Genomic DNA, 12969 nt, shown 5'->3' on the forward strand with positions numbered 1-12969 from the left:
TTTCCCGGAGCGCTGCCGACGCCGGAAATCGTGAGCGGGGCTACACATTTGCACACGTATTTGTCATGAGTGTCGAACCGATCACGAAGGATCCGAAATGACCAGCCGCCTTGACCTCTTCATCGACCGCATGGTGTCGCAACGTGCCTGTCTTGACTATGCGATCGCCCAAACCGCAGATATGCCGGGGCCGGTGTTCGAACTCGGGCTTGGCAACGGGCGCACCTATCACCACATGCGCAGCCGGATAAGCGGGCGCGACATCCATGTGTTCGAACGCGCGGTGGCCTCGCATCCCGACAGCACACCGCCCGAGGAGCTGACAATACTTGGCGACGTGACCGAAACGCTGCCCTGGACCCTGGCGCGCATGGGGCCGGTGGCCAGCCTGATCCACGCGGATCTTGGGGGGCACAACCGTGACAAGAATGACATCTTCGCGCGCAAGGTTTCACCCCTGATCGAACCCCTGCTGGCGTCGGGCGGCATCATGGTGTCCAGCGACAGGATGTATTTTGATGCGCTCGAAGAGATGCCGCTGCCCGAAGGGGCGGTGCCCGAACGCTGTTTTGTCTATCGGAAACCAAGGCACTGAAGGGCGTTTCACGGCTTCACCGCTCTGTTGCTGAAGACGGGCGGGCTGATCGCGGTGGCGTTGGCCGCTGAAACTCGCTAGGCGTGAAACACAACGTTCTCGCGGGGGATCCATGCAGAATATTCCGTTTGACGATCTGACCGTCGGCATGGAGGCCGAAACGACCCGCCTGTGCCGCGCGGATGATCTCTATGTTTTCGCCAATGCCTCGGGCAACCTCAATCCGATGCATTTGCCCAAGGCGGATGGGGATGGCGATGGCGTGCCGGAATCCATCGCGCCTTCGATGTGGGTCGGCTCCCTGATCTCGGGCGTGCTGGGATGCCAGCTGCCGGGCCCGGGTACGCTCTATCACCGCCAATCTCTGCGCTTTGTCGGACGGGCACAGGCCGGTGACATGCTGACTGTCAAGGTTCGGCTTATTGCCAAAGGCGCCGATCGGAAAGTCACGTTCGAGACCTGGGTCGAGCGCGCCGACGGATCGCGGATCGTCGACGGGGAGGCCGAAGTCATCGCACCGCAGAGGCCGGTTCGATTCGATGCGGCGGATGTGCCGGGCCTGACCGTACAATATCACCGTCATTTCGACCGGCTGCTGGAACTTGCCGAGCCGCTGCCGGCGATACCAACGGCCGTCGTGGCGCCGGAAAAGCCGGACGCGCTTGGCGGAGCGATGCTTGCGGCGCGCCATACGCTCATCGACCCTATCCTCATCGGACATCCGGACAGGATTGCCGAAGCAGCCGAGGCCGAAGATATCGACATCAGCTCATGTCGCATCGTCGAAGCCCGCGATCATCGTCTGGCGGCACAGGCGGCGGTCCGCATGGTGCTCGACAAGCAGGCCGGGGCGATCATGAAGGGGCATCTTCACACCGACATCCTGCTGGGCGAAGTCATCAAGCGGGAAGGCGGGTTGCGCCGGGGCGGCCGCCGTATCAGCCATGTTTTCGTCCTGGACGTTCCGGGCCTCGATCACTTGCTCATGGTGACCGATGCCGCGATCAACATCGCACCCGACCTGCGCACCAAGGCGGATATCGTTCAGAATGCCATCGACCTTGCCCTGACGCTTGGGGTCGAACAACCCAAGGCCGGAATCCTGTCGGCCGTTGAAACCGTGAACCCGGCCATTCAGTCGACGCTCGATGCGGCAATCCTGTCCAAGATGGCGGATCGTGGCCAGATTTCCGGCGGTCTGGTCGACGGACCGCTGGCGATGGATAACGCTGTCGATCTTGGCGCCGCGGCGACCAAGGGTATCACCTCGCTGGTGGCGGGGCGGGCCGACATCCTGGTCGCTCCGAACATGGAGACGGGCAATATGCTCGCCAAGGAACTGACCTTTCTGGCACAGGCCCGTGCCGGAGGCGTCGTCATGGGGGCCAAGTGCCCGATCATCCTGACGAGCCGCTCGGATGACGAACAGTCGCGCCTCGCGTCCTGCGCGATTGCGGCGCTGAATGCGGCAGGGGGCGTGGCATGAGCGCCATCCTGACCTTCAACGCCGGCAGTTCCTCGTTGAAATTCAGCCTGTATCGCTTTGCGGATGATCCAGAGTTGCTGATCTCGGGCCAGGTCGAAAATCTCGGGCCTGTTGCACGGCTGGTGCTGGGCGACGGGGCGCCACGTGAAATCGGCCCCGCCGATCACGGCGTCGCGGTTCAGACCATCCTGTCCGCGCTCGACGACGATCTCAGCGATCTGCAGGTGCTTGGTGTCGGCCATAGGATCGTGCATGGCGGCAAGGCGTTCGACGCGCCCGTCGAACTGACCGATGACGTGCTCGCCCAACTGGAGACACTGGTTCCACTGGCGCCGCTGCATCAACCGCATAACCTGCTGGCCGTGTCAGCGGCCCGCGCCGCGTTCCCTCTCGCGCGTCAGATCGGTTGTTTTGATACCGCGTTTCACCGCGGGCATCCCTTTGTCAACGACGCCTTCGCCCTGCCCCGGCGCTTCTATGATCAGGGCGTGCGCCGTTATGGCTTTCACGGCCTGTCTTATGACTATATTTCCAGTGTGCTGAGACGTGACTGGCCAGACCTCGCCAGGGGGCGGGTGGTGATCTGCCACCTGGGCAACGGCGCGTCGATGTGCGCGGTGGCAGATGGCCAGAGTGTCGGCTCGACCATGGGCTTCTCGGCTCTGGATGGTCTTCCGATGGGAACACGGTGCGGACAGCTTGACCCCGGCGTATTGCTATACCTGATGGCGCAGGGTATGACGCATGCGCAGATCGAACACATGCTGTATTCCGAAAGCGGGCTGCTGGGCCTGTCCGGGATCAGCCATGACATGCGCCGCCTGTTGCAGAGCGACGATCCGCGCGCCGCGGATGCGATCGAGTATTATGTCTTTCGCATTCGCCGCGAACTCGGCGCGATGGCGGCGGTGCTGGGGGGGCTTGATGGCGTCGTCCTCACCGGCGGCATCGGTGAAAACGCGGCCCGGATCCGCGCCAGCGTGATCGAAGGGCTGGACTTTCTGGGGCTCCGGCTTGACGCTGCCGCAAACGCGGCCGGCCATGTCGACATCGGAACAGGTCCGGCCCGTATCCTTGTCATCAGGACGGACGAGGAAAGGGTGATCGCGCGCGCTGTCGCCGCGGCACTTGCCGATTGAACGAAAGGAAGCACATGCTGTTCTATGATTGCTCGACCGCTCCAAACCCGCGCCGTGCGCGCATGTTCATCGCCGAAAAAGGGCTGGAACCGGAAACCCGCGACATCAGCATCGCCAGGGGACAGCAACTTGAGCCCGAGTTCCGCGCGGTCAATCCGCGCGCGACCCTGCCGGTTCTCGTGACCGACGACGGGATCGCGCTCACCGAGAATCTCGGTATTGCCGCCTATCTCGAAGCGCAGCATCCCGAGCCGCCCCTGATGGGGCGCACGCCTGATGAAAAGGGGCTGGTGCTGATGTGGACGGCGATCGCCGAGCAGCAGGGCGGACAGCCGATCGCCGAGGCATTGCGCAATTCGAACCCGCGTATGAAAGGCCGCGCCATTCCGGGCCCGCAAAATTACGAACAGATCCCCGAACTCGCGGAACGGGGCAAGGCGCGGGTCGCCACGTTCTTCGATCTGATCGAGGCGCGCCTCAGGGAAAGCCCGTTTCTCGCCGCTGACCATTTTACCCTGGCCGATATCACCGCCTTTGTTTTCATCGATTTCGCCCGTGTCATCCGGATGCGCATACCAGAGGGCAACTCGGCAAGCCGGACCTGGTTCGACAACATCGCCGCGCGCCCAAGCGCCGCGCGCTAAAGTGTTTCACGGCAGAGCCGACGCATCCGACACTGATCGAAGAATGATATATTTCACGCGTCAGGTGATCCCGGATCTTTCAATTCGATCGCCAGAGGCCCGGCCTTTTTTCCTGCTGAAAATATCCCGGGGAGCGCGAGGGGCAGCGCCCCTCGCCCGTCGCGGCGCCGAAGGCGACGCAAATCCTTGCGATGGCATCGCGGTCGCAGCAGGCGCCAGACAATTCAGAGCAGCGTCGTCATCACGTCATCCACCTTCTGCCTGACCCGGTCTGCCGCCTGCTGGCGCACCGGACCATAGCCGCGAATCTCGTCGCAGGCCGAAATGATCTCGATGCAGGCGTTCTCGGTGTCTGGCGACCACGCTGCCGCGACACGGTCGAGCAGCCCTTCGTACCAGCCAAGCAGATCGCGGTGCATCCGCGCCTCGGCATGATAACCGAACGGGTTGAGCACGGTGCCCCGCAGCCCCTTCATCCGTGCCAGAACCCTTAGCGCCGGCGTCATCCATGCCCCGAACGCCTGTTTGGACGGTCGGCCGCGCGCGTCTGTCCCGCGGGTCAGGATCGGTGGCGCAAAATGGTAGCTGATGCTGAAGTCGCCCTCGAAATGCTGCTTCAGCTCTGCCTCGAACCGCGGATCGGTGTGCAGGCGCGCGACCTCGAATTCATCCTTGTAGGCCATGAATTTGAAAAGCGACCGCGCCACCGCGCGCAGTGCCGTCGGTGACAGGGTGGTGCGCAGCGCGTCCAATCGATCGCGATAACGCTGCGCATAGGCATCGTTCTGATAGTCGGCGAGAAAGGCCGCGCGCCGCCCGATCATTGCTTCGAGCGTCTCTTCTTCAGGGCCTTCGTCCCCGAGGTGCGGTGCGAGCTTCTCCGGCGAAACCGCCAGAACGCGCCCGAGGGCAAAGGCGGCCTGATTGCGTTCGATCTGGACTCCGTTGAGCAGGATCGCCTGGTGCAGGCTGCCGTCGCTGACGGGTACAAGACCGGCCTGCCACGCGTAGCCAAGCAACATCACGTTGGCATACACCGCATCCCCGAGCAGCCGTTCTGCGGCCTCGTTGGCGTCAAAGGCAAACAGGTTCCCGGCCCCGATGGTCCGCGCGATCAGGCTTTCGCGCTCGTCGATGCGCAGCGAGGCATCGCGATGCAACACCAGATCGCCGGTGGGCATTTCGGCCCGGTTCAGGACCATGCGCGTTCCGGACCCATAGTGCAGCGATGCCTTCGGCGCGGAACTGACGACGATATCGCCGCCAATCACCGCATCCGCTGCGCGCGCATCGATGCGCACCTGGTTCACCGCGTCCGGTCGCTCGGCAAGGCGGATATACGAGAGGACCGTGCCGAATTTCTGCGCGAAACCGGTGAAATCCAGCACCGAGGACCCGCGTCCCTCCAGATGCGCGGCCATCGTGATCAGTGCGCCGACCGTGACGACGCCGGTTCCGCCGACCCCGGTGACCAGCAGGTCGAACGGCTCCTTCAGCGACGGCAGGTCCGGCGCGGGAAGGTCGCTGGCCAGCGCGGCGATATCGAGATCTGCGGCCTGCGGCTTGCGGCGCCGGGCGCCGGTCACCGTGACAAAGCTGGGACAGAAGCCGTTCAGGCACGAGAAATCCTTGTTGCAGGAGTTCAGATTGATCTTGCGTTTGCGTCCCAACGGGGTTTCGCGCGGCTCGACCGACAAGCAATTGCTCTCGACCGAACAATCGCCGCAGCCCTCGCACACCAGATCGTTGATCCAGGCGAATTTCGGCGGATCGTCCATCGTGCCGCGCTTGCGGCGGCGGCGTTTCTCGGTGGCGCAGGTCTGTTCGTAGATGATCGCGCTGACGCCGGGCACTTCGCGCAATTCCCGCTGTACGATGTCCATCTCCGCGCGGTCGTGAAAACTGGTGCCCGCCGGAAAATCGCCGCGGTCGAACTTGTCGATGTCATCGCTGACCAATGCGATCCGCTGCACCCCTTCTGCACGGCAGGTCTGGGCAATGCCGGTGACAGACACCGGGCCGTCCACCGGCTGGCCACCGGTCATGGCAACGGCGTCGTTATAGAGGATCTTGTAGGTTATGTTGGTTTTCGCGGCGACGGCCTGGCGGATCGCAAGGCTGCCCGAATGATACCAAGTGCCTTCGCCGAGGTTCTGGAAAATATGTTTGCCGCCGTTGAATTTGCTGGCGACGGTCCAGGGCACGCCCTCACCGCCCATCTGGGCGTAACCCACCGTGTTACGATCCATCCAGCTGGCCATGACATGACAGCCGATGCCGCTCGCGGCGGTGGATCCTTCAGGCACCTTGGTGCTGGTGTTGTGCGGGCACCCCGAGCAGAAATAGGGCGTGCGGGTTGCGCCGGGTACATTCAGCAGGACCGGCGGCGTGTCGGTCAGCGCGCTGGCCTTGGCGGGCAGGTTTTCTTCCGGAAAGAACCGATCCAGCCGCGCTGCGACAATGGGGGCGAGCAGCAGCGGAGACAATTCACCGGTCCAGGGGATCAACGGATTCATCTGGCTGTCATACTTGCCAACCATGCGTTCGGGTTTGGCACCGGGCCAATCGTAGAAATGCTCCTTGAACTGGCTCTCGATGATGCCGCGCTTTTCCTCGACAACCAGCACCTCGCGCTTGCCCGACACGAAGTTCAGCGCATCGCGATGCGCCAGGGGCCAGACCATGCCCACCTTGTAGATGTCGATGCCCAGACGGCGGCAGGCGCTCTCGTCGAGACCCAGCAGGCGCAGCGCCTCCATCAGGTCGAGATGCCCCTTGCCGGTGCTGACGAAGCCGAATGTCGCGTCAGGGATGCCATAGATCGCGCGGTCGATCGGGTTCGCTTCGACAAAGGCCTCCACCGCTTTCAGCTTGTGGCCGATACGGGTCTCGATCTCGGGGCTGGGCAGGTCGGCGCGGCGCACATGCAGCCCGCCCGGCGGGCCGGTGAAATCGGGCTGCACAAAGTCCCTGTCGGGGTGTAGTTCAACCGAGCGCGCGGATTCGACGGTTTCCGATACCGCCTTGAACCCGACCCATGTGCCACTGAACCGCGACAGGGCGATGCCGTATTCGCCGTATTCGAGATATTCCTCAACCGATGCGGGGTTCAGCGTGGGCATGAACCACGCCATGAAGGCCACGTCCGACTGGTGTGGCATCGACGAGGACACACATCCATGATCGTCGCCTGCGACAACCAGCACTCCGCCGTTGGGGGCCGATCCATAGGCGTTGCCGTGCTTCAGGGCATCGCCCGAGCGGTCGACACCCGGTCCCTTGCCGTACCACATGGAAAACACGCCCTCGACCTCGCAATGGGGGTCGAGGCTGGCCTGCTGCGCACCCAGAACGGCGGTGGCGCCCAAATCCTCGTTGACCGCAGGCATGAAAGTGATCCTGGCCTCCTCCATCCGCGCCTTGGCGCGCCAGAGTTCAAGATCCAGCGCGCCAAGCGGCGAGCCGCGATAGCCGGAGATGAACCCCGCGGTGTTCCGGCCTGCCGCCTTGTCGCGGCGTGCCTGGTCGAGCATGATCCGCGCCAGTGCCTGCGTCCCCGTCAGGAACACGCGCCCCTTCGTCAGGGCATAGCGATCGTCAAGCTGATAGGTTGCGAGGTTGGGGTTTGGGTGGGTCACGGCAGCCTCCTGCGGTCTTTGGCCCCACATGATACCGCATCAATGCCGAAAAATCCTGCCAGAGTGATCGGGGAAATGTTGTGTTTCAGGTTTGGTTATTCGAATATTGGGTAAAAACCGAAAGGATTATCCGGATTGCCACAGATTGATGACCGGGATCAGCGCATTCTGACGCTTTTACAGCAAGACTGCCGACTCTCCAATGCGGAGTTGGCCGAGGCCGTCGGCATGTCGGCCTCGGCCCTCTGGCGGCGGGTGCGCAGCCTTGAAGAGGCGGGGATTATCGAGCGGTACGGGGCCACCGTGAACCCCGCGCGCATGGGGTTGGAGTTCGAGGCCATCGTGCACGTGCACCTGGCCCGGCATGATCGCGAAGGCACCAGGGCGTTCATTTCGGCGGTGCAAGGCCGGGGTGAAGTTCAGGAATGTTATGCCACGACCGGACAGAGCGATTACCACCTGCGGGTGTTATGCCGCGATCTCGAAGCGTTCAACCGGTTTCTCGAAGAGTTCCTGTTCCGCCAGCCGGCAGTGGCGAGCGCGCAGACCAACGTGGTGTTGCGCACGATCAAGCGCAACGGACCGGTGACGCGCTGAGCGCCTAGATGTTCAGCGCGACGCCGGTCTTTACCGTGTCCATCGACACGAAGGTTCGGAATTTACGCACATTTCCATCCTGAAAGAACATGCGCCGGGTAAAGGCCTCGTATGCCACCATGCTTTCGACCACGACGATCAGCATGAAATCGGTGTCTCCGGTGACATAGTGGCATTGCTGTACCTCGGGTGCGTCGCGGAACCGTGATTTGGCCGCATCGATGTCCTTGGGCGTTTCGCTGACCAGTTCGACTTCGACGAATATCGTCAGGGTCAGGCCAACGGCGTCGGGATCGATGCGCGCGACATTGGCGGCGATGACCCCGTCGGCCTGCATCCGCCGTATCCGCCGCTGAACCGACGGTGCCGACAGGTTGACCGATTGGCCGATATCGCGCTGTGTCATCATGTTGTCATGCTGCAAAAGGCGCAGGATGGCGATGTCAAAGGAATCGAGCGGGGTCATGGGGCCATTCAGTGCTGGAGTGCGGAGAAACCGCGATTGATGAAACAAACTTGCATGAACGGGGCGAAAATCCAGCCCTTCTTTCGCAACGTATGCATTATGTTTTCGCGAAATGGCGAGGATGACAACGATGTTTCATAAGAACGATATGCCGACATATGGCGCGCCGCTTGACCCGCGCGATGCCAGCACTTTGGGCACAGAGGGTGCCGCTGATGTCATGCGGGTGTTGGCGCTGCGCGAAAACAACGCGGCAACACCAATGCACGCATTGCCGGGTCTGGCCCGCGAACTGGGGCTGGGATCACTTCACGTCAAGGACGAGGGATATCGGTTGGGGCTTGGCAGTTTCAAGGCTCTGGGTGGGGCCTATGCGCTGCTGCGGCTGGTGCAGGAGCAGGCCTCGCAGCATTGGGGGAGAGAGGTTCCACTGCGCGAGCTGATGTCCCCGGATGTCCGATCCATCGCCGCCGGCATGACCTTTGCCTGCGCAACGGACGGCAATCACGGACGCTCGGTTGCACAGGGGGCGCAGCTGATCGGCGCCAATGCCGTGATCTTTGTGCATGCGGGGGTCAGCGATGCGCGGGTCGATGCGATTGCGGGGTTCGGTGCCCGGATCATCCGGGTGGACGGCAATTACGACGACTCGGTCGCCGAAGCGTCGCGCGTTTCAGAACGCGAGGGGTGGACGGTCTTGTCGGACACGTCATGGCCGGGCTATGAACGTATCCCCGCGCTTGTGATGCAGGGCTACACCGCGATTTTGCAAGAGGCGCTGTCGCAACTTGACGAACCACCCACCCACGTATTCCTTCAGGCCGGGGTTGGCGGGTTCGCCGCGGCGATTGCGGGTCATCTGGCGGTGGTTCTCGGAGAGCGTCGCCCGCATGTCACGGTGGTCGATCCGGCGCGGGCCGCCTGTCTGTTCCAGAGTGCGAAGGCGGGCCACATCGTCAAGGTCGAGGAGGAGGAGGCCACCGTCATGGCGATGCTGGAATGTTACGAACCTTCGCTCGTGGCCTTTCGCGTGCTGGAACGGGTCGCCGACGGTTTCATGACGGTTGACGAAGATGACGCGATAGAGGTGATGACGCGCATGGCCCATCCGGTCGCGGGCGATCCGGCGGTGGTCTGCGGCGAGAGCGGAGGTGCCGGGCTTGCCGGGCTGTTTGTTGCTGCGCGGCAGGCCGATATCCGAGAGGTCGTCGGTCTTGGGTCCGGGGCGCGGGTTCTGTGTATCAATACCGAAGGCGCAACCGATCCGGCGCTGTACGAGCGATTGACCGGGCGGCGCCCGCAAGACGTGCCGGGGGCGGAGGCATGAGGGATTTTTCGCGGCTGGAAAAGCGGATGACCGCGTGGCGGCGCGACCTGCATCAACACCCGGAGTTCGGCTTTGAAGAGACGCGCACGGCGGCGTTCGTGGCGCGTACCCTGCGCGAATTGGGAATGGAGGTTGCCGAAGGTATTGGCGGAACCGGGGTCGTCGGCACGCTGCGGCGCGGTCGGTCAAACCGGGCGATTGCCCTGCGGGCGGATATGGACGCCCTGCGCATTTCCGAGGCATCCGGGGGCGAATGGGCCTCGCGCAGCGAAGGCCTCATGCATGCCTGCGGTCATGACGGACATACCGCGATGCTGCTGGGCGCCGCGCAGATGCTGGCGGAAGATGGCGGGTTTGACGGAACGGTGCGTTTCCTGTTCCAGCCGGCCGAGGAATGGGGGCGCGGCGCGCAGGCGATGCTTGATGACGGTCTTTGCGAGCGCTTTCCGTTTGACGAGGTTTACGGGCTGCACAACATGCCGGGGCTTCCGGTCGGTCAGGTGCGCACGCGCGCGGGCGCGCTGATGTCGGCCGAGGATATCTTTGAAATCCGGTTGACCGGACGGGGCGGACACGCGTCGCAACCGCATCTTCTGCGCGAGGTGATGTTGCCGGCCTGCGCGCTGGTGCAGGACCTGCAAACCATCGTGGCGCGACGGCTGGACCCCGCGCAGATGGCGGTGATCTCGGTGACCGAACTCGTTACCGATGGCACCCGCAACGCATTGCCCGGCACCGCGCGGATTCTCGGGGATGTGCGCAGTTTCGCACCGTCGGTGTCCGAGACGATCGAGACCGAAATGCGCCGGATCGCGGCGGGCCGTGCGGCGCAGCACGGGCTGGCTTGCGACGTCAACTATTCGCGCGAATTCGTGCCCCTGCTCAACGATGCGGACCTGACGCGCGCTGCGATGGAAGCGGCCCGCGCGGTGTCGCAGGACGTGTCGGAGCTGGCCGCACCGATGACCGCATCCGAGGATTTTGCCCGTTTGCTCGCGCATGCGCCGGGGTGTTTCCTGCTTGTCGGGGCGGGGGAGGACACGGCCCCGCTGCATAGCCCCGCCTATGATTTCAATGATGACAGTCTGCTGCATGGCGCCTCTTTGCATGCCGCGATCGTGCGCGGCCGACTTGCGCCCGCGACCTGACGTCGGGCAGCCTGAAATCACCGGAGCTGAACAGGAGACGATGCGCGCTATGTCGAACGTCCCGGGCCGGCATCGCCGCGCTTTCCGGCGCACGGCATGACACCGGGGCAGAAATTGCGCAAAGACTGGTTCCCGGTGATCTGGACACGGGCGGACGGTGCGGGATAATCGGTTCGGATCAGGTGCCGGGCAGGGAGGACGTCGCGCGCGTGGACAGGCTGAAGCAGACGGTGAAAGAACTCTATACCGGCAGATCGCGTCGCGCCGAGATCTTTCGCTATGCCCTGATCGTCTTTGACGCGGTAACGATCCTGTTTTTCCTCGTGACCGCGCCGATGCCGTTGTCCCCGAAGCTGGAACTGTTCAGTGCGCTGATCGGGGTCGTCATCCTCATGGATTTTGCCGCGCGTCTCTGGATCGCACCGGACAGACGCAAGATGCTGCGCAAGGTCTATGCGATCGCGGATGTCATTGTCATCGCCAGCCTTCTGCTTGGCCCGTTCCTGCACGAAGATCTGGCCTTTCTGCGAATCCTGCGGGCGCTGCGTTTCATCCAGTCCTATCACCTGCTGCATGATCTGCGGCGGGTCAGCCCGTTCTTCCGGCGCAACGAGGACTCGGTCATCGCATTGATCAACCTGCTGGTCTTTGTCTTTTTCACCGCGTCGCTGGTCTATGCGCTGTTCGGCGGTGAGGATGCCGGGTTCGAAGGTTATGTCGATGCGCTTTATTTCACGGTGACCACGCTCACGACCACAGGCTATGGAGACATCCTTCCGGTCACGGTCGGCCAGAAGCTATTGGCGGTATTCATCATGGTGGTCGGTGTGGCGCTGTTCGTGCGTCTGGCGCAGGCGCTGATTCAGCCGTCAAAGGTCAGCTACAAGTGTCCGACCTGCGGTCTGCTCAAACACGAGCCGGATGCGGTTCACTGCAAACATTGCGGCGAAACGCTGAAAATCGAAACGACGGGGATGACCTGAGGTCGCGTGTCGCGTTTCGCGACAAACCCGAATAATCAGGCAGCGTCTGAAATCAAGGCTCTAGAACCACTGGCCGGGCTCCATCAGCCCCAGATCCAGCAGCTGACGCGAATGCCATTCAAACCGCGTTGATTTGCTCCATTTGAAGCTGTCGATGGCAAAGGCCGAGCCGGGGTTGCGCTTCAGCGCCTTGGCCGCGCGGAACGAACAGAGCGTCGCCGTCAGGTTGTGATGCCAGGGGCAGGAAACGGTGTTGTATTCGGCATCGTTGAACGTGTGATTGGATTGCAGTTCCAACCCTTTTTTCGTGCGAAACAGCGCAATCCGGTCGATTCTGCGGCTGTCCCAGTTCACATGTTCCTCGAAACGCCAGCGCAACCCGCCATAAAAATCCATCTGCCGGTCCAGCGTCCCGCCCGTCGCCGGGTCATATCGCGCCATGGCATAGTAGCCAAGCCGATCGAAGCTGACCTGTTCGAGTGATACCGCGTCCGGATTCTGGCTGAGATCCTCGGCGTAGAGATCGACCACATAGGTCAGCATGGCGTTCCGCCGCTCGTCGGCATGAAAGGCGAGGAGTTCGCCCACGCTGCGCGTTTCGCAGAACGGATAGAACAGATATTCGGCGTTATAACAATAATAGAACCATGTGCCCGGTTCCGCGGCGGCGATCATCCTGTTGATGGCGTCAAACACGATGTCCGCCGCGCTGCAGTCAAGGCTGACCCGTCGCACCCGACCGTCAAGATCGGTTGGCAATTCGAAACTGTCCGGCATCAACGCGACGACCGAGCGAAAGCCCTGGTCAAGATGATGGTTGAGGGTGCTGACAAGTTCGGTATCGTCCTCGGCAAAGATCAGCGCGACCGGCCCGTTGCTCAGGACATCGCGATGGCCGGAGATGAACGCATCCAGAGAAGAGTATGACATGTTCGCGTTTCCCGGT

The 12969-nt window shown here is 62.7% G+C and carries 11 protein-coding genes and 1 pseudogene; 9 read left to right on the forward strand and 3 right to left on the reverse strand.

What is annotated here, in order from left to right; genetic code table 11:
* The first annotated feature begins 97 nt into the window (after positions 1 to 97).
* From AB9K34_RS15920 to AB9K34_RS15935, 4 genes are all read left to right on the forward strand, one after another.
* Complete coding sequence (locus AB9K34_RS15920) at positions 98 to 595, forward strand: class I SAM-dependent methyltransferase (protein WP_369955416.1); 498 nt, start codon at positions 98 to 100, stop codon at positions 593 to 595.
* Positions 596 to 707: 112 nt separating this feature from the next.
* Positions 708 to 2081 (forward strand): bifunctional enoyl-CoA hydratase/phosphate acetyltransferase, encoded by a 1374-nt coding sequence (locus AB9K34_RS15925; RefSeq protein WP_369955417.1) that lies wholly within the window; start codon positions 708 to 710, stop codon positions 2079 to 2081.
* Positions 2078 to 3220, forward strand: coding sequence for an acetate/propionate family kinase (locus tag AB9K34_RS15930; protein ID WP_369955418.1), 1143 nt, complete (start codon positions 2078 to 2080; stop codon positions 3218 to 3220). Before AB9K34_RS15925 ends, AB9K34_RS15930 begins: the two co-directional genes overlap by 4 nt.
* A gap of 14 nt (positions 3221 to 3234) precedes the next feature.
* A complete protein-coding gene (locus tag AB9K34_RS15935; protein WP_369955419.1) occupies positions 3235 to 3864 on the forward strand; it encodes a glutathione S-transferase family protein in 630 nt (209 codons plus the stop codon).
* 224 nt (positions 3865 to 4088) lie between these two features.
* Here AB9K34_RS15935 and AB9K34_RS15940 read toward each other — a convergent pair whose 3' ends face one another.
* Positions 4089 to 7502: an indolepyruvate ferredoxin oxidoreductase family protein gene (locus AB9K34_RS15940; protein WP_369955420.1), complete on the reverse strand. Its 3414-nt coding sequence runs from the start codon at positions 7500 to 7502 to the stop codon at positions 4089 to 4091.
* Between the two features lie 135 nt (positions 7503 to 7637).
* Between AB9K34_RS15940 and AB9K34_RS15945 the strand changes: the two genes are divergently transcribed.
* Positions 7638 to 8099: an Lrp/AsnC family transcriptional regulator gene (locus AB9K34_RS15945; RefSeq protein ID WP_369955421.1), complete on the forward strand. Its 462-nt coding sequence runs from the start codon at positions 7638 to 7640 to the stop codon at positions 8097 to 8099.
* Positions 8100 to 8103: 4 nt separating this feature from the next.
* Here AB9K34_RS15945 and AB9K34_RS15950 read toward each other — a convergent pair whose 3' ends face one another.
* Positions 8104 to 8565 (reverse strand): Lrp/AsnC family transcriptional regulator, encoded by a 462-nt coding sequence (locus AB9K34_RS15950; RefSeq protein ID WP_369955422.1) that lies wholly within the window; start codon positions 8563 to 8565, stop codon positions 8104 to 8106.
* A 130-nt stretch (positions 8566 to 8695) separates the two neighbouring features.
* On the opposite strand from AB9K34_RS15950, the gene AB9K34_RS15955 reads away from it, so the two are divergent.
* From AB9K34_RS15955 to AB9K34_RS15970, 4 genes and pseudogenes are all read left to right on the forward strand, one after another.
* A complete protein-coding gene (locus AB9K34_RS15955) occupies positions 8696 to 9892 on the forward strand; it encodes a diaminopropionate ammonia-lyase (protein ID WP_369955423.1) in 1197 nt (398 codons plus the stop codon).
* On the forward strand, positions 9889 to 11040 hold the full coding sequence (locus AB9K34_RS15960; protein WP_369955424.1) for an amidohydrolase: 1152 nt from the start codon (positions 9889 to 9891) through the stop codon (positions 11038 to 11040). The genes AB9K34_RS15955 and AB9K34_RS15960 overlap by 4 nt, the downstream gene beginning before the upstream one ends.
* Before the next feature lie 33 nt (positions 11041 to 11073).
* Positions 11074 to 11208: pseudogene (locus tag AB9K34_RS15965) on the forward strand (phytanoyl-CoA dioxygenase); the annotation flags it as partial.
* 41 nt (positions 11209 to 11249) lie between these two features.
* Positions 11250 to 12023, forward strand: coding sequence for a potassium channel family protein (locus tag AB9K34_RS15970; RefSeq protein WP_369955425.1), 774 nt, complete (start codon positions 11250 to 11252; stop codon positions 12021 to 12023).
* 60 nt (positions 12024 to 12083) lie between these two features.
* Here the strand turns inward: AB9K34_RS15970 and AB9K34_RS15975 are convergent, their stop codons facing one another.
* A complete protein-coding gene (locus tag AB9K34_RS15975; RefSeq protein WP_369955426.1) occupies positions 12084 to 12953 on the reverse strand; it encodes a glycosyltransferase family 2 protein in 870 nt (289 codons plus the stop codon).
* Positions 12954 to 12969: the final 16 nt, after the last annotated feature.

The organism is Sedimentitalea sp. XS_ASV28 (assembly GCF_041224545.1).
Taxonomy (GTDB): Bacteria; Pseudomonadota; Alphaproteobacteria; order Rhodobacterales; family Rhodobacteraceae; genus Sedimentitalea.

Bases quoted from the DNA above. Each gene is read 5' to 3' on its own strand.
- AB9K34_RS15920 (WP_369955416.1), top strand. From the start codon at position 98: ATGACCAGCCGCCTTGACCTCTTCATCGACCGCATGGTGTCGCAACGT.
- AB9K34_RS15925 (WP_369955417.1), top strand. From the start codon at position 708: ATGCAGAATATTCCGTTTGACGATCTGACCGTCGGCATGGAGGCCGAA.
- AB9K34_RS15930 (WP_369955418.1), top strand. From the start codon at position 2,078: ATGAGCGCCATCCTGACCTTCAACGCCGGCAGTTCCTCGTTGAAATTC.
- AB9K34_RS15935 (WP_369955419.1), top strand. From the start codon at position 3,235: ATGCTGTTCTATGATTGCTCGACCGCTCCAAACCCGCGCCGTGCGCGC.
- AB9K34_RS15950 (WP_369955422.1), bottom strand. From the start codon at position 8,565: ATGACCCCGCTCGATTCCTTTGACATCGCCATCCTGCGCCTTTTGCAG.
- AB9K34_RS15955 (WP_369955423.1), top strand. From the start codon at position 8,696: ATGTTTCATAAGAACGATATGCCGACATATGGCGCGCCGCTTGACCCG.
- AB9K34_RS15960 (WP_369955424.1), top strand. From the start codon at position 9,889: ATGAGGGATTTTTCGCGGCTGGAAAAGCGGATGACCGCGTGGCGGCGC.
- AB9K34_RS15975 (WP_369955426.1), bottom strand. From the start codon at position 12,953: ATGTCATACTCTTCTCTGGATGCGTTCATCTCCGGCCATCGCGATGTC.